Below are 16342 nucleotides of genomic sequence, written 5' to 3'. Positions count from 1 at the left end.
GCCGTTAGAGCAGCTCCACACAACAAATCCCTCCAAGTACAGGAGGGTTCGCGCTTTAGGCGTCGCCAGTCTCAGATGGAATGATGATTGAGTGATGCACTTGAGGAACTTTGCAATGACGACTCGTCAGCCACTGTACAAATCCCTGTATGTGCAAGTGATCGTAGCTATCGCTATTGGCATCTTGCTCGGTCATTTCTACCCGGAAACCGGCGTAGCACTCAAACCCTTGGGTGATGGCTTCATCAAGTTGATCAAGATGGTCATCGCACCCATCATTTTCTGTACGGTGGTGAGTGGCATCGCTGGTATGCAGAGCATGAAATCGGTCGGCAAGACCGGCGGTTATGCCTTGCTCTACTTTGAAGTGGTATCGACCATTGCGCTGCTGATCGGTCTGGTGGTTGTAAACGTGGTTCAACCGGGCGCTGGCATGCACATCGATGTGTCTACACTGGACGCGACCAAGATTGCTGGCTACGTCACCGCCGGTGCTGATCAAAGCATTGTCGGCTTTATCCTCAACGTCATTCCGTCGACCATCGTGGGCGCGTTTGCCAACGGTGACATCCTGCAAGTGCTGATGTTCTCGGTCATGTTCGGCTTTGCCCTGCATCGCCTGGGTGCCTACGGCAAGCCGGTGCTGGACTTCATTGATCGTTTTGCCCATGTGATGTTCAACATCATCAACATGATCATGAAGCTGGCACCTCTCGGCGCGCTGGGCGCCATGGCTTTCACCATTGGTGCTTACGGCGTCGGTTCGCTGGTGCAGTTGGGCCAGTTGATGATCTGCTTCTACATCACATGTGTGCTGTTCGTGCTGCTGGTTCTGGGCAGCATTGCCCGCGCGCACGGTTTCAGCGTGATCAAGCTGATTCGTTATATCCGTGAAGAGCTGTTGATCGTGCTGGGCACCTCCTCGTCGGAATCGGCATTGCCTCGCATGTTGGTGAAGATGGAGCGTCTGGGTGCGAAGAAGTCGGTCGTGGGTCTGGTGATTCCAACCGGCTACTCGTTCAACCTCGACGGTACCTCGATCTACCTGACCATGGCGGCTGTGTTTATCGCCCAAGCGACTGACACGCACATGGACATTACGCATCAGATCACGCTCTTGCTGGTGCTGTTGCTGTCGTCCAAAGGGGCTGCAGGCGTGACCGGTAGCGGCTTTATCGTATTGGCAGCCACCCTGTCGGCGGTCGGCCACTTGCCGGTTGCCGGCCTGGCGCTGATTCTGGGTATCGACCGCTTTATGTCCGAAGCACGTGCCCTGACCAACCTGATCGGTAACGCGGTGGCCACGCTGGTGGTTGCCAAGTGGGTGAACGAGCTGGACGAAGACAAATTGCAAGTAGAGTTGGCCAGCGGCGGTAGCCCGCTGACTGATATGCGCCCGACTGACGATCTGGGTGTACCGGAAGGTCCGGCACCGTCGTTGCTGAAGTAAGTTTGGCCCTTTAAAAAAACCCATCTTCGGATGGGTTTTTTTTTGCTGTTTATTCGACCCGGGTTTCGCCGCTGAATACCAACGTGTTGCGACACCGTCGGCACAAGTACCCACGGCCTTGCTTGACCAGGCCGTGGCGCTGGGCAGAAAACGCGAAGTCGCTGTCCGGGCAAGGGCACCGATAGATATAGCGGGTCGCCGTGCGCCGCTTGATGGCGTATGTATGGCAACGGTTGGACGGCAGTTCGTACACGCCCCGCATGATCAGCTGCCACTCCTCACCGTGGGCGCTGATTCGGTCACCAAATAGTTGGTGAGCAATCAAGTGGGCGACCTCATGGGCCACCGTTTGCTTGAGGAAGTCCTCGCTGTTTTCGCGGTACAGCTGCGGATTGAAACGCAGCAGGTTTTCATGCAAATGGGCGACGCCGGCTTTTTGTCCGCGCAGTTTGAAACTGACCACCGGGCGTTTGAAAGGACGTTTGAAAAACACTTCGGCCTGTTTGAAACAGTCTTCGACACGTGTATTGAGCAACTCGGGCATGCGGTTCGGTTCTCCAGAGGCGGTGATTATGCCGCAAGCCGCAAGGTTTCCGAACCTGTGAAGTGCCGAGTGGTCAGTTGGTGTACTCCGGCCCAACACCCATTCCCCAGACAATGACAGTGAATGCCAGAATCGACACCAGCACCACCAAGCCTACCGCCAGCACTGAACTTGAAAATAAAAACCCCTCGTCAGGGTCAATGTTCATAAACGTCGGCATCCCTATGTAGAGCAAATACACGGTGTAGCAAATTGCAGCGATACCCACGAGCATGCCAAACCATAGATGGGGATAGAGCGCAGCCAGACCGCCTATAAATAAAGGGGTTGCGGTGTACGTTGCGAACGCAACACAGCGCGCCATGCTCGGTAGTGCATCGTAGGTGCGGGCCATCCAGTGAATAAAAGCGGCCATGACCCCTACGCCTGCGAGCATCGACAGGTATGACATCAACGTCATCCACAGTGCACTCTCGACCGTTAACATGACGGGGCCGTTATTGGCGATGACCCAGCCCACCTGGGTCGTGCCAATAAAAGCAGATATGGCTGGAATGGCCGCCAGAATCAGGGTGTGTGTGAGGTACAGATGGCCAATGCTTTCTTGCGCATCGCCGCGTATTTGTCGCCACTCCTGATCGGGGTGGGTAAACAATCCCACAACGTGATTGAGCATGACGGTCACTCCTGCATAAGACGCACCCCCCAATAGGGCGCGTATATCAGTGGTTTTGCAGTCTCATTCGCAGTATAGGAAAGGTGGTACTCAATAATGCTGACCCTTAAGAGCATCTTGTACTGTCAGATACAGGCTTAATCGCGTTGCCCTCTTTAGAGGTAACGAGCGGGGCTTCGTGCATCGGGCATTTTTGGGTAAAATCACCGGCTTTTGGTCTTAACTCGCGGAATTGAAGCGCTATGGGCAGTCTTTCGGTCTCACAAATCAAACTCCAGAAACGCCTGCGTCGATTGACCGGTGAGGCGGTGGCTGACTTCAACATGATCGAAGACGGCGACAAGGTGATGGTCTGCCTGTCGGGGGGCAAAGACAGTTACACGCTGTTGGATGTGTTGCTGCACCTGCAAAAGGTTGCGCCGATCTCGTTCGAAATTGTCGCCGTGAACATGGACCAAAAGCAGCCCGGCTTTCCAGAAGACGTACTGCCCGCCTACCTGAAGGCGTTGGGTGTGGCCTATCACATCGTTGAAAAAGATACCTATTCGGTGGTCAAGGAATTGATCCCGGAAGGCAAGACCACTTGCTCTCTGTGTTCACGGCTGCGTCGTGGCACCCTGTATACCTTTGCTGACGAGATTGGTGCGACCAAGATGGCGCTGGGGCATCATCGAGATGACATCGTTGAGACCTTTTTCCTCAATATGTTCTTCAATGGCAGCCTTAAGGCCATGCCGCCCAAATTGCTCTCAGATGATGGTCGCAATGTAGTGATCCGGCCGCTGGCGTACTGCAACGAGAAAGACATTCAGGCGTATTCGGACTTGCAGCAGTTCCCGATCATTCCCTGCAACCTGTGCGGTTCCCAGGAGAACCTGCAGCGTCAGGTGGTCAAGGACATGCTGCAGGAGTGGGACCGCAAGACGCCGGGCCGCACCGAGAGCATTTTCCGCAGCTTGCAGAACGTTAACCCGTCCCAGTTGGCGGACCGTAGCCTGTTTGATTTTGCCAGCCTGAAAATGGATGAAACGGCGACGCCGCGTTTCGTCAATCTGCTGAACCTGTCGTAATTCAAGAGGAGAGGGCATGCGCGACTACACATGGCTGCACGAATACTGTTTGAACCGCTTTGGTTCTGTAGCCGCTCTGGAAGCCGAATTGCCCGTACCGCGAACCCCCGCGCAATTACGGGCCATTCCCGACGACCGATATTTGTCGACCTTGGCGTTGCGCGTTTTTCGAGCCGGGCTCAAGCACAGCGTAGTTGATGGCAAGTGGCCGGTATTCGAAGAAGTCTTCTTTGGTTTTGATCCTGAAAAAGTGGTGTTGATGGGCGCTGAGCACCTTGAGCGACTGATGCAGGATGCGCGGATTATCCGCCATCTGGGCAAGCTCAAGAGCGTGCCACGCAATGCGCAAATGGTACTGGACATCGCCCATGAACACGGCAGCTTCGGCGCGTTTATCGCGCAGTGGCCAGTCACTGACATTGTGGGATTGTGGAAATACCTGAGCAAGCACGGGCATCAGCTCGGTGGGTTGTCGGCACCGCGCTTCTTGCGCATGGTGGGTAAAGACACCTTTGTGCCGAGCTATGACGTGGTCGCGGCGCTCAATGCCCAGAAGCTGGTCGACAAGGCGCCGACCAGCTTGAGGGATTTGGCCATTGTGCAGAATGCTTTCAACCAGTGGCACGCCGAAAGCGGTCGGCCGATGTGCCAGTTGTCACAGATGCTGGCATTTACGGTGAATCACTGACTGGGGTGCCTTCACCAGCCAGGCGCCGGTCTAACTGGTAGCGCCAGCGTACATACAACATGGCACTGATAAACACCGCCACGCTGACGGCCATTTCCAGTAAGCCGAAAAGTTGGCGGTTTGGGTCGAACGCCGCCAGCGCGCCTTTTATCAAGTACAGGTTAATCACGTAGCAGGTAAAGGAGTGGCCCCGTGCGCTGCCCAGCAACATGCCGGGCAACACAATCAGCAAGGGCACCAGTTCTATCAGCAGGATCACCCATGGGCGTGCGCCATGCAGGTTGGCGAATGCCAGGTAGTAAACGCACAGCAACCCGATCAGGCTCAAAAAGCACACCAAACTCAAGACCCGCATTAGCCTCACCCGTGGCGCCAGCCACGCGATGGAGGGCAGCACCTTGGGCTTTTTAGCCACGGCTGTGATCCAGCTTGATGGCCGTCTCTGCCAAACGCTTGCCGAGCGCCCGGCACAGGGCTGTTTCATGGTCGTCCAGTTTGCGTTTGCCATCGGCGCCAGCGTGATGGCTTGGGCCGTAAGGCGTACCGCCGCCAGTGGTGTTGAGCAGTGCCGACTCACTGTATGGCAGGCCGGTGATTAGCATGCCGTGGTGCAGCAGCGGCATCATCATCGACAACAGGGTCGTTTCTTGCCCACCGTGCAGGCTGGCCGTTGAGGTGAAGACACCAGCCGGTTTGCCCACCAGTGCGCCGGTCAGCCACAGGTTGCTGGTGCCATCCAGAAAGTATTTGAGCGGGGCCGCCATATTGCCAAAACGGGTCGGGCTACCCAAGGCTAATCCTGAGCAGTGTTTCAAGTCATCCAGACTGGCATATACCGCGCCTTCGGCTGGAATGTCCGCCGCCACGGCTTCGCATTCGGTGGAAATGGCCGGGACCGTGCGCAGACGCGCTTCCATGCCTGCTTGTTCAATACCGCGAGCAATGTGCCGGGCCATTTCAGTGGTCGATCCATTGCGGCTGTAAAACAGCACCAGAATGTAGGGCGTGCTCATGGCAGGATCTCCAGGATTTTTTCCGGTGGGCGACCGATGACGGCTTTATCGCCCACGACCAGAATTGGCCTTTCGATCAGCTTGGGATGGGTGGCCATCGCCTCGATCAATTGGGCTTCGCTGAGGCTGTCGTCGGCCAGATTGAGGATTTTGTAGTCCTCTTCGCCTGTACGTAACAACTGACGTGCGCTGATGTTCAATTTGCGCAGCAGGTCGGTCAGTTGTGCGGCTGTCAGCGGCGTGTCCAGGTAACGTACTACCGTGGGCGTCAGGCCTCGAGCTTCGAGAATCTCCAGCGCACCGCGCGATTTCGAGCAGCGCGGATTGTGATAAAGCGTCAGATCGGTCATGTGCGGGTCGCTTCTTGCGTAAGGTGGCGGCTATTCTACCCGTCTGAGGTGTCTGCCTGAACCGTGCGCGGCTATTCAGCGTTGTCACTTGGCTTTTTGAGCGAATTTACTGAGAAGGATCAACAGATGTTTAAGCGAGTCATGGTGGTAGTTGCTGTCGCCGCTACTTTACTGCTAGCCGGTTGTGGCAATGATTACGGGGTCGATCAGCATGGCGAGAAGATCCCCTCTGAACGTTTGGACAAACAGTGGAAGGTGATCAACTACTGGGCCGAGTGGTGTGGGCCGTGCCGCATTGAAATCCCGGAACTGAATAAGCTTGAGCAGCAATTGCAGGGGCAATCTGTCGGTGTATTCGGGGTTAACTTCGACGGTTTGCAGGGCAAGGAACTGAGTGATGCCAGCGCGACGATGGGCATTAACTTCACCGTACTGGCGCAGGATCCGGCGGAGCACTTTGATTTGCCGCGCAGTGAAGCGTTGCCGGTGACTTACATCATTGATGAGAAGGGCAAGGTTCGCGCACAAATGATGGGTGAGCAGACCGCGGCTGGGGTGTTGGCCAAGATCAAGGAGCTTAAGGGGCAGTAAAAGTCTGCCTCAAGAGCCCCTCACCCTAACCCTCTCCCAAAGGGAGAGGGGACTTGGACGGTGGTGTTGCCTAGATCTGCGTTTGACTTTAGCCCCCTCTCACAACGGGAGAGGGGACTTGAACGGTGGTGTTGCACAGACCTGCGTTTGACCTTTGCCCTCTCTCCCAAAGGGAGAGGGGACTTGAACGGTGGTGTTGCACAGACCTGCGTTTGACCTTTGCCCTCTCTCCCAAAGGGAGAGGGGGCTTGTACGGTGGTGTTGCACAGATCTGCGTTTGACTTTAGCCCCCTCTCCCTCCGGGAGAGGGTTGGGGTGAGGGGGGCTTTATTCAGGCCATAGCCGCAACGGCTTGCCTTCAGCCGGCCAGAACCGCACTTGCTCGATAGGCGAAATGTCCCAGCGCTGAACAGTTTGCAGGGCTTCGAAAAAGCGATGCTCCTGTTCCATCAGCGCGGGTGCGCAGGCCTTGCGCGTGCTGCCCACACCGCCAAAGGACAGCTTGTCACCGTCCAGCGTGTAGGGCGCGAACCAATGATTGCAGCCACCGCTGCCATAGGCCCGTCCGCCTTCGTCAAACGTCACGGTCAGGTGGCTGTTGTCAATCAAGGGCCGTTCGCCAATCCACTCCACCACGTAGGTGTGGTTGTGTTGCAGCTGCACCGGGTCACCTGCACACCCCACCAGGCTTGCGCCCAGCACAGCCATCAGGATCAGATGTTTCATTGCGCGGCCTTTTGGCATTGTGGGCACAGGTGCTTGCTGCCTTCAGTGCTCCAGCCCAACTCGGCGATTCGCGCACTGGCCGCAGGCTTTTGCGCTTTGACGCCCAGCTTTGCATCAACTGCGAACTCGAACTTCAGTTCTTTGCCGCAAGCGTCGCAGTTAACCTGCCACTGATGAATGGCCAATTCGCCGAAAGCCGGCCCTTTGGTCACGGCAACCCACTGACCGCGCGGGTTGATCAGGTGGCGTACTTTGTCGACACTCAAGCGCATGGACAAATCCTTGCTGCCTTTAAGCGTCACAATCAGCACGTCGCCAGATTGAATCGAACCCCCGTTGCCGGTGACTTGATACAGACCTGGCGCCAACGCGCGGCATTCAATCAGGGTGTGCTGCGGGTTCAGCAGGCTGAAGCGGAAATCGTGTTCGACCATGGGTCCTCCAAATAGGCCGCTATGCTATCACGCGCCTGAGCTCTGGCCTTTCAACCTTCGATCAGGTTGTGCGGTGTACCGTTTTTCCAGGCAACAATATTGTCCAGCGTGGTGCAGGCTATCGCACTCAATGCCTCACGGGTCAGAAAGGCTTGATGGGCGGTAATGATCACATTGGGGAAGGTCAGCAAGCGTGCCAGCACATCGTCTTGCAAAGGCAAGTCGGAGCGGTCTTCGAAGAAGATCTGGGCTTCTTCTTCATAAACGTCCAGCCCCAGATAACCTAATTGGCCAGTTTTAAGGGCTTCAATCAGCGCCGGTGTCTCGACCAGAGCGCCGCGTCCCGTGTTGATCAGCATGGCGCCCTGTTTAAGGGTGGCCAGCGACTCGCTGTTGATCAGGTGTTTGTTGTCGGCTGTCAGCGGGCAATGGAGGCTGATGATGTGAGAACCGGACAGCAGCTCGGGCAAACTCACGTAGTGCGCACCCAGAGCCAGCATTTCGGGATTTGAATACGGGTCAAAGCACAGTAATTTGCAACCGAATCCTGCCATGATTTTGGCAAACGTGGCGCCGATCTGGCCTGTACCGACCACGCCGACGGTCTTGCCCACCAGGTCAAAGCCGGTCAGGCCGTGCAGCGTAAAATCGCCGTCGCGGGTGCGGTTGTAGGCGCGGTGCAAATGGCGGTTAAGTGCCAAAATCAAGGCCACGGCATGTTCAGCCACGGCGTGGGGTGAGTACGCAGGCACGCGTACTACGCTCAAACCCAGGCGTTTGGCGGCAGGCAAGTCGATGTGATTGAAACCGGCCGAGCGCAGGGCGATCAAACGTGTACCGCCAGCAGCCAGTCGCTCCAGCACCGGGGCACTTAAATCGTCATTGATAAACGCACAAACCACGTCGTAATCATGGGCAATGGCGGCCGTTTCAAGACTCAGGCGCGCCGGTTGAAAGTGCAACTCGATACCGTCCGGCTGTTGAGCAGCGCTAAAACTGTCGCGGTCGTAGGTCTGGCAACTGAAAAGAATCGTGCGCATGAGTCTTCCTTGAGGGTGGGCGAGTGGGGTCGCCGGGTTCATTGTAGTGAATGGCACGCGTTTTACGGAGTGTTGCGCGCCTCTTCATTCAGGCGGGACATGGCTTCATCGAGTTCATCCAGGGCGGTACTCGCGTGGGCACTTCCTTGTTTGAGCAGGGTTTCACTGCGCTGACAGGCGGCACGCAATTGCGGAACGCCGCAGTAACGCGTTGCACCGTGCAGGCGGTGAACACGCTCGATCAGTGCATTGTTGTCATTGGCCTGGCGCGCTTGCTGGATCGCTTCACGGTCTGCGTCCAGTGAAGCCAGGAGCATGGCGAGCATGTCGATGGCCAGATCGGGCTTGCCTGCCGCCAGGCGCAAACCTTCTTCATGGTCGAGTACGGCCAGTTGGTTACCGCGCTGAATAAGCTCGTGAGTGTTGTCGACCACTTGATTGCGCAGGGCCAGCCCTGTCCACTTCAACACCACTTGGGCCAACTGCCGTTCACTGATGGGCTTGGTCAGGTAGTCATCCATGCCACTGTGGAGCAGGGCGCGTTTTTCATTGGCCATCGCATGAGCGGTCAGCGCAACGATCGGCAGCGGCGTCAAATGTTGTTCACTTTCCCACTGGCGTATGACTTCGGTGGTTTCACGTCCGTCCATGCCGGGCATTTGGACGTCCATCAGAACCAGATCAAAATCGTGGGACTTGACCGTTTTAACGGCTGTGTAGCCGCTGTCTACCGCGATCACTTGAGCGCCCATGTCTTCCAGCAGGGTTTGCACCAGCAGCAGGTTGGCCGGGTTGTCATCTACGCACAAAATTCGCGGTGCGCGGCTGGCCATCGGCTCGCCCGGTTCGTGACGTACCTGCTGCGGATTGATCAAGTCAGCCAGTGCCCGACGCAATTTTCGGGTGCAAGCGGGCTTGGCTTGCAATTGGCTGTGAGGGTTAGGGACCGATGCATTAAACAGGGCTTGCTCGGTAGTCGGGCACAGTACCAAGACTTTGCAGTCCAGGTGCTCGAGATCCCATATGTGCTGGTTGAGGCGTTCGGGCGGCATTTCATGGGCGGTGACACCCAGCACCACCAAATGGATAGCGAGTGCGGTCTGGTGGGCGCTCGTCACACAATTGGTCAGGTTTTCGAGGCTGGTGAAGGGAGTGACTTCCAGCCCGCAATCTTCCAGTTGATGTTGCAGGGCCTGACGGGCCAGGTCGTGTTTTTCCAGCACGGCCACGCGGCGACCCAGTAACGGCGCACTCGGCAAGTCTTCGGCATCGTCGCGGGCTTTGGGCAGTTTCACGCTGATCCAGAATACCGAGCCTTCACCGGGGGTACTCTCTACCCCAATTTCGCCGCCCATTTGCTCAACCAGACGCTTGGAAATCACCAAGCCCAGGCCGGTGCCGCCAGGTTGGCGAGACAGTGAGTTATCGGCCTGGCTAAAGGCCTGGAACAATCCCCTCACATCCTGGCTGGTCAGGCCAATGCCGGTGTCCTGAACACTGATGCGCAACTGGACGAAGCCTTCTGGGGTGTTGTCATCTTCGTCTTCCAGCATGGCCCGGACCGCAATGGTGCCCTCACGGGTGAACTTGACGGCATTGTTGACCAGGTTGGTGAGAATTTGTTTGAGCCGCAACGGGTCACCGATCAATGACAGCGGCGTGTCGCGGTAGACCAGACTGACCAGCTCCAGATTTTTCTCATGGGCTGCCGGGGCCAAAATGGTCAGGGTGTCTTGTAGCAAGTCCCGCAGGTTGAACGGAATTGTGTCGAGCACCAGTTTGCCGGCCTCGATCTTCGAGAAATCGAGAATCTCGTTAATGATGCCGAGCAAGTTATCGGCCGATTTTTCGATCGTGCCCAAATAGTCGAATTGGCGGGGTGTCAGCTCGCTTTTTTGCAGAAGATGGGTAAACCCCAGAATGCCATTGAGCGGGGTGCGTATTTCATGGCTCATATTGGCCAAAAACTCGGATTTGATGCGGCTCGCCTCCAGCGCTTCCTTGCGGGCGAGGTCGAGTTCGAGGTTCTGGATTTCAATGGTCTCAAGGTTCTGACGCACATCTTCAGTGGCTTGGTCGACGCTGTGCTGCAGTTCTTCCTGAGCATTTTGCAGGGTTTCAGCCATGCGGTTGATGCCCGAGGCCAATTCATCCAGTTCATGGCTGCCCAGCGGCGGCAATCGGGTTTGTAACTGGCCGTCCTTGAGTTGGGCCACGGCTTGTTTGATTCGGTCCAGCGGGTCATTGATGGTGCGGCTCATGCGTAATGCCAGCAAGGTGGTAAACACCAGCCCCGCGCCGATCAGTAACAAACTGGCAAACAGACTGCGATACCCGCGCAGCAACATATTGTTGTGCGACAGTTCAAGCTCGACCCAGCCCAGCAAACGATGAGCTTCGTTGGGGATTACATCGCCTGCGAGGTTGCGATGACGGCCAAACACGGGCAGTAAATAGCGAGTGGCGTCGACATCCGAACGCTGCAGTAACTGGCTGCTGTTACCCAAGGGCGGAGGGTTAAGCATGCTCGGGCCAGCATGAACGAGGGGTTGATGATTGGCACTCAGAAACGCCACCGCCCGAACATCGGGTTGTTCAAGGGCTTCGGTAGCGATTCGGTTCAGTAGAGCGGTGTCATTGCGGCCCATCGCGGGCGCTACCAAAGGCGCTAGCTGTTCGGCGATCATTTCACCGCGTTGCAGCAGTTGGGATTCCAGTTCTGACTGCTGCAACCACGTGAAGTAGCCTCCCAGAACCATTGCCATCAAGGAGACGGGCACTAACGTGAGCAACAACACACGGCCTTTGATACCCAAGTTTTTAAGCACGCAATTCTCCAGCCCGACATTCTTTTTAAGCGTTTCCTGAGCATCCCGCACAGGTTCGCCCGCAGTGTAGCCATTTGCGACAGGGCAAATCTTCGAAAACTTACTATTGCGTGCAGGTGTGTGACCTCAATCAGCCTTTGTTTAGCATGGCGGTTGCGAGCATGGGCTCAATCTTGAATAATCGCCGATTGAGAATGACTTGCAGACGCAAATGAATCCCGTAGATGTCACTCCCTCCCGGCTTTTGGCCATTGAAGACGACCCTGTATTAGGCGCCTATCTGCATGAGCAATTGGGGCGTTGCGGGTTCGACGTGGTGTGGTGCCAGAATGGCATGGAGGGGTTGGCACATGCCCGCCAAGGGCAATTTGATGTGGTCTTGATGGACATTCTGCTGCCTGGCATGAACGGCTTGCAGGTGCTCACGCAGTTGCGACAGACCCACAGCCTGCCGGTGATTTTAATGTCTGCACTGGGGGCCGAAGCGGATCGCATCAGCGGCTTTCAACTGGGCGCCGATGACTATTTGCCCAAACCGTTCAGCCTGGCCGAATTGCGGGTGCGGATTCAGGCCATCCTGCGCCGTGTTGCGCTGGATCGCATGCCCCCGCTTAAGCCGGTGGTGCAGCCTTTAATCAGCGACAACGAGCTGCTGTTCGACGAAATCAGGTCAGACGTGAGTTTTGCTCAGCAATGGGCGGGCCTGACGCGCAGTGAATACCGTCTTTTGGATACCTTGCAGCGCAATCCTGATGAAGTGCTGAGCAAGGCGTTCCTTTATCAGCAGGTGTTGCAGCGCGGTTATGCGGCCCATGATCGCAGCCTGGACATGCATATCAGCCAAATCCGCCGAAAACTCAAAGTCATGGGCTACCACGCCCGCGAAGTGCGTACGGTGTGGGGCCGGGGTTATGTATTGAGTGCCAGCGATGGGTTTTAACCTTCCCGGCAAACATTCAGTGTTCTGGAAGTTGGCGTGTTTGCTGGTTGTCTTTTGTTTGCTGATGATCTGGCTGAGTTGGTCATGGGGGCGCTATATGGACAAGCGCACTGCCTATCTGACCGAAGAGGCGCGCAGCACCTTGCTGCGTTACGCAGGTGAAGCCGAGCAGGCCTGGCAGACGGGCCAGCAAGCCGGTATCGATCACTGGATCTATACCATGGGGCCCAAAGAGCCGGGCTGGATCGGCGTGGTCGGTCCGGGACTGCAGTCGTTGAGCAGTTACCCTCTGAGTGAGTCGGAAAGTCAGCACTTGACGTTTTTACGCGGCCTGGACTGGCCCATCAGCCATCTCAAGTCGACACGGCCGTGGATGAAAATACCGTTTCCCGGTGATCGCGCCGCAGGGACTCTGATCATCGAGCTTCCCCAACGTTTTATGCCGGGGTATTCACAGCGGATTTGGCGGGTGGTGACTAATGGCTTGATTCCGGGCTTGCTGACCTTATTGCTGTGCGTGGGCCTGTACCGTGTTCTGATCATGCCGCTCAACCAACTGCGGGCACAGGCCAATGCCTGGCGTGCGGATCAGTTGCACACGCGCCTGTCGAGCCAGACCACCAGTCGTCAGGATGAATTGGGAGAGTTGGGGCGGGCGTTTGATCAGATGTCCGAGCGCTTGCAAACCACGGTCAACCAACAGCAGCAACTGTTGCGCGATTTATCCCATGAGTTGCGTACGCCCTTGAGTCGATTGCGCGTGGCCTGCGAGAGCGAGCAGGGCGTTGACGCGCTGCGTGAGCGCTTGAGCCGTGAAGTAGACGGCATGCAGCGACTGGTAGATGACACCTTGCAACTGGCCTGGCTGGACGCAGAGCGCGCAATGTTGCCGGTCGAAGACATTCAGGTGCAGGCGCTATGGGAAATACTGACTGAAAATGCTCGCTTTGAGAGTGACTGGCCTTCATGCCGATTGCCCTGTTTGGTGGGGGCCGACTGCTGGGTGCAAGGGCACCTTAATAGCTTGGCGCAGGCGATGGAAAACATCTTGCGCAATGCCATTCGTCATTCGCCGCCTGACGGTACGGTCAGTCTGAGCGGGCAGCGTGAAGGTGATCAATGGCATTTGTGGATTGATGATCAAGGTGGCGGTGTTGCGCCTGAAGAGCTGGAACGGATTTTCGCACCGTTTATCCGGCTGGATGGATCGCGTCCGGGGGATGGCGGTTTTGGTCTGGGGCTGAGTATTGCGCGTAATGCATTGCGCCTGCAGGGCGGCAGTTTATGGGCCGAAAATGTCGGTCAGGGGCTGCGTGTACACCTGCGCTTGCCTGCGCGTGTGTAAAAGCCCTCACCCTAACCCTCTCCCAGAGGGAGAGGGGACTGATTGGGGTGATTTCTGAAAGTGTTGTTCAATCCATAATCGCCGCTAAGGCTCAAGTTGCAGCCCCTCGCCAGGCACCGCGGTCAGTCCCCTCTCTCAGAGGAATAGGGGACTGAATGGGTTGATTGCTGAAAGTGCTGATAAATTCATATCGCCACGTAGGCTCAGGTTGCAGACCCTTGCCAATCACCGCGGTCAGTCCCCTCTCCCTTTGGGAGAGGGCTAGGGTGAGGGTTTGCTTATAGCCTTTGACCATAAGCACCGCACTTTGCGTGATATGGGCTGTCGGCGTTTGTCGGTATGATGTGCGCCCCCGCAGTCTGGATTGCGAATACGCCATGACATTGCAGTACCCCACTATCGCCGATTGCGTCGGCAACACTCCGTTGGTGCGCTTGCAGCGCCTGGCAGGAGATACCACCAATACCTTGCTGCTCAAGCTCGAAGGGAACAACCCTGCGGGCTCGGTCAAGGACCGTCCGGCCCTGTCGATGATCAGCCGCGCCGAAGCGCGTGGGCAGATCCAGGCGGGCGACACCCTGATCGAAGCCACCTCGGGTAATACCGGGATTGCGCTGGCGATGGCTGCGGCCATCAAGGGCTACAAGATGATCCTTATCATGCCCGACAACTCCAGCGCCGAGCGCAAGGCGGCCATGACGGCTTATGGTGCCGAGCTGATTTTGGTCAGTCAGGAAGAGGGCATGGAAGGCGCCCGCGACCTGGCCGACAAGATGCAGGCCGAAGGTCGCGGCAAGGTGCTCGATCAGTTCGCCAACGGCGACAATCCCGAGGCGCACTACACCAGCACCGGCCCGGAAATCTGGCGTCAGACAGAAGGCACGATCACTCACTTCGTCAGCTCGATGGGCACCACGGGCACCATCATGGGTGTTTCGCGCTACCTCAAAGAGCAAAACCCGAACGTGCAGATCGTCGGTTTGCAGCCGATGGAAGGCGCCGCCATACCAGGCATTCGCCGCTGGCCTACTGAGTATCTGCCAAAGATCTATCAGTCCAGCCGGGTTGACCGCATCGTTGACATGGCCCAGCGCGAGGCCGAGGACGTGATGCGTCGTCTGGCCCGTGAAGAAGGCATTTTCTGTGGCGTCTCCTCGGGCGGTGCGGTGGCAGCGATGCTGCGCCTGTCACAAGAAGTCGAAAATGCAGTACTGGTCGCGATCATTTGCGACCGCGGCGACCGTTACCTGTCGACCGGAATCTACGATGAGCCGACTAACTGATGGCTAAGCAAGAAAGGGGTCTGCGCTTCCAGCCCGCTGGCGGCACCAAGGCCCCGCAAGTGCCCGTGGGCAAGAAACAGCGTTTGAGCATTGAACGTCTGGCCAACGATGGGCGCGGTATTGCGTTTATTGAGGGTCGCACCTGGTTTGTGTCCGGTGCATTGGCCGGCGAAGACGTAGAAGCGCGTGTGCTGGGTGCACACGGCAAAGTGGTCGAAGCGCGTACCGAACGTGTTTTCAAGGCCAGCGAGATGCGTCGCGAAGCGCCTTGCGTGCTGGCTGGAAAGTGTGGCGGTTGCAGCGTGCAACATATGCCCCATACCGAGCAGCTTGCCCTTAAACAGCGCATGCTCGCCGAGCAACTGTCCCGTGTGGCCGGGGTCGAACCTCTAGAGTGGGCGCCAGCGCTGACCGGGCCTGAGTTTGGCTATCGCCGCCGGGCGCGCATTGCTGTGCGTTGGGATGCGCGGGCCAAGCGGCTGGATGTTGGTTTTCGGGCTGCGGGCAGTCAGGACATCGTCGCAATCGATCACTGTTTAGTGCTGGTACAGGCTTTGCAACCTATCATGAGTGGGTTGCCCGCGATGTTGCGGCAACTGAGCAATCCGAAGGCCCTGGGCCATGTCGAATTGTTCAGTGGCTCGGCAATCGCTGTTTTATTGCGCCATATGGCGCCGCTTAACGAAGCAGACATGAACGTGCTGCAGACTTTTTGTCAGACCCATAACGCCCAATTGTGGCTGCATGGCGAAGATCAGCCCCAGCCGCTCGATGAGCGTCAGGGGTTGGGCTACCGTTTAGAGCAGTGGGGATTGGAACTGGCGTATCGTCCCGGCGACTTTGTACAAGTCAATGCGGGCGTTAACGAAGCGATGGTGGCGCAGGCACTGGAGTGGCTGGCACCGCAAGCCGACGAGCGGGTTCTTGACTTGTTTTGTGGGCTGGGTAACTTCGCATTACCGTTGGCGCGCCAGGCGCGTGAAGTTGTCGCGGTTGAAGGCGTTGCGACCATGGTCGAACGCGCCGCGCAGAATGCAGTGAGCAATAACCTGCATAATGTGGCGTTTTATCAGGCGGATTTGTCGCAGCCGCTGGAGAGTGCAGAGTGGGCCAAAGACGGCTTTGCTGCTGTCTTGCTCGATCCGCCTCGCGATGGCGCCTATGAGGTGGTGCGCAAGCTGTCCAGCCTGGGGGCCAAACGTTTGGTCTATGTGTCGTGTAATCCGGCCACGCTGGCACGCGACACCGTTGAGTTGATGAAACAGGGTTATCGGTTAAAACGTGCCGCAATCCTCGATATGTTCCCGCAAACCGCGCATGTCGAGGCGATGGCGTTATTTGAAGCAGACTAGGATGTCTGTCTA

17 protein-coding genes are annotated in these 16342 nt (G+C 57.1%); 8 read left to right on the top strand and 9 right to left on the bottom strand.

Features of this window, described 5'->3' with window-relative positions:
- The first annotated feature begins 115 nt into the window (after positions 1–115).
- A complete protein-coding gene (locus EQV93_RS00470; protein ID WP_146383993.1) occupies positions 116–1450 on the top strand; it encodes a dicarboxylate/amino acid:cation symporter in 1335 nt (444 codons plus the stop codon).
- Between the two features lie 49 nt (positions 1451–1499).
- Here the strand turns inward: EQV93_RS00470 and EQV93_RS00465 are convergent, their stop codons facing one another.
- The gene (locus tag EQV93_RS00465) at positions 1500–1994 is read right to left on the bottom strand and encodes a SprT family zinc-dependent metalloprotease (RefSeq protein WP_240890702.1); all 495 of its coding nucleotides are present in this window, start codon (positions 1992–1994) and stop codon (positions 1500–1502) included.
- Between the two features lie 73 nt (positions 1995–2067).
- The gene (locus EQV93_RS00460; RefSeq protein WP_122784652.1) at positions 2068–2670 is read right to left on the bottom strand and encodes a Yip1 family protein; all 603 of its coding nucleotides are present in this window, start codon (positions 2668–2670) and stop codon (positions 2068–2070) included.
- A 242-nt stretch (positions 2671–2912) separates the two neighbouring features.
- Here EQV93_RS00460 and ttcA point away from each other — a divergent pair, with 242 nt between their 5' ends.
- Together ttcA and EQV93_RS00450 are read left to right on the top strand one after the other, a co-directional pair.
- A complete protein-coding gene (gene ttcA / locus EQV93_RS00455) occupies positions 2913–3740 on the top strand; it encodes a tRNA 2-thiocytidine(32) synthetase TtcA (RefSeq protein ID WP_122784651.1) in 828 nt (275 codons plus the stop codon).
- A gap of 16 nt (positions 3741–3756) precedes the next feature.
- Positions 3757–4428, top strand: coding sequence for a DNA-3-methyladenine glycosylase I (locus tag EQV93_RS00450; protein WP_240890701.1), 672 nt, complete (start codon positions 3757–3759; stop codon positions 4426–4428).
- Here EQV93_RS00450 and EQV93_RS00445 read toward each other — a convergent pair.
- The 3 genes from EQV93_RS00445 to arsC are packed head-to-tail and all read right to left on the bottom strand — an operon-like array spanning position 4412 to position 5791.
- Entirely contained in the window at positions 4412–4843 is a 432-nt protein-coding gene (locus EQV93_RS00445; protein ID WP_122784649.1) for a DUF2069 domain-containing protein, read from the bottom strand. The two genes, EQV93_RS00450 and EQV93_RS00445, sit on opposite strands and share 17 nt — an antisense overlap.
- The gene (gene wrbA / locus EQV93_RS00440) at positions 4836–5441 is read right to left on the bottom strand and encodes an NAD(P)H:quinone oxidoreductase (RefSeq protein WP_122784648.1); all 606 of its coding nucleotides are present in this window, start codon (positions 5439–5441) and stop codon (positions 4836–4838) included. The genes EQV93_RS00445 and wrbA overlap by 8 nt, the downstream gene beginning before the upstream one ends.
- Complete coding sequence (gene arsC, locus EQV93_RS00435) at positions 5438–5791, bottom strand: arsenate reductase (glutaredoxin) (protein ID WP_122784647.1); 354 nt, start codon at positions 5789–5791, stop codon at positions 5438–5440. The genes wrbA and arsC overlap by 4 nt, the downstream gene beginning before the upstream one ends.
- A gap of 126 nt (positions 5792–5917) precedes the next feature.
- On the opposite strand from arsC, the gene EQV93_RS00430 reads away from it, so the two are divergent.
- Positions 5918–6382 carry a TlpA disulfide reductase family protein gene (locus tag EQV93_RS00430; protein WP_122784646.1) on the top strand — a complete coding sequence of 155 codons (465 nt, stop codon included), beginning with the start codon at positions 5918–5920 and terminating at the stop codon, positions 6380–6382.
- Positions 6383–6709: 327 nt separating this feature from the next.
- Here the strand turns inward: EQV93_RS00430 and EQV93_RS00425 are convergent, their stop codons facing one another.
- The 4 genes from EQV93_RS00425 to EQV93_RS00410 all read right to left on the bottom strand — a co-directional run bounded on the left by EQV93_RS00425 (position 6710) and on the right by EQV93_RS00410 (position 11410).
- The gene (locus tag EQV93_RS00425) at positions 6710–7108 is read right to left on the bottom strand and encodes an META domain-containing protein (RefSeq protein WP_122784645.1); all 399 of its coding nucleotides are present in this window, start codon (positions 7106–7108) and stop codon (positions 6710–6712) included.
- The gene (locus EQV93_RS00420) at positions 7105–7542 is read right to left on the bottom strand and encodes a hypothetical protein (RefSeq protein WP_240890700.1); all 438 of its coding nucleotides are present in this window, start codon (positions 7540–7542) and stop codon (positions 7105–7107) included. The genes EQV93_RS00425 and EQV93_RS00420 overlap by 4 nt, the downstream gene beginning before the upstream one ends.
- 50 nt (positions 7543–7592) lie before the next feature.
- Positions 7593–8582 (bottom strand): 2-hydroxyacid dehydrogenase, encoded by a 990-nt coding sequence (locus EQV93_RS00415; RefSeq protein WP_240890699.1) that lies wholly within the window; start codon positions 8580–8582, stop codon positions 7593–7595.
- Positions 8583–8644: 62 nt separating this feature from the next.
- On the bottom strand, positions 8645–11410 hold the full coding sequence (locus EQV93_RS00410) for a response regulator (RefSeq protein WP_122784642.1): 2766 nt from the start codon (positions 11408–11410) through the stop codon (positions 8645–8647).
- Positions 11411–11621: 211 nt separating this feature from the next.
- Here EQV93_RS00410 and EQV93_RS00405 point away from each other — a divergent pair, with 211 nt between their 5' ends.
- The 4 genes from EQV93_RS00405 (at position 11622) to rlmD (ending at position 16330) form a co-directional block, all read left to right on the top strand.
- Complete coding sequence (locus tag EQV93_RS00405) at positions 11622–12350, top strand: response regulator transcription factor (RefSeq protein WP_122784641.1); 729 nt, start codon at positions 11622–11624, stop codon at positions 12348–12350.
- Entirely contained in the window at positions 12340–13695 is a 1356-nt protein-coding gene (locus EQV93_RS00400; RefSeq protein WP_122784640.1) for a sensor histidine kinase, read from the top strand. The genes EQV93_RS00405 and EQV93_RS00400 overlap by 11 nt, the downstream gene beginning before the upstream one ends.
- Positions 13696–14072: 377 nt before the next feature.
- Positions 14073–14978 (top strand): cysteine synthase CysM, encoded by a 906-nt coding sequence (gene cysM / locus EQV93_RS00395; RefSeq protein WP_122784639.1) that lies wholly within the window; start codon positions 14073–14075, stop codon positions 14976–14978.
- A complete protein-coding gene (gene rlmD / locus EQV93_RS00390) occupies positions 14978–16330 on the top strand; it encodes a 23S rRNA (uracil(1939)-C(5))-methyltransferase RlmD (protein ID WP_122784638.1) in 1353 nt (450 codons plus the stop codon). Before cysM ends, rlmD begins: the two co-directional genes overlap by 1 nt.
- The last annotated feature ends 12 nt before the right edge of the window (positions 16331–16342 follow it).

The organism is Pseudomonas sp. TMW22091 (genome assembly GCF_022496705.1).
GTDB lineage: Bacteria > Pseudomonadota > Gammaproteobacteria > Pseudomonadales > Pseudomonadaceae > Aquipseudomonas > Aquipseudomonas saxonica.
This window is presented reverse-complemented; position numbering and strand designations above follow the sequence as displayed.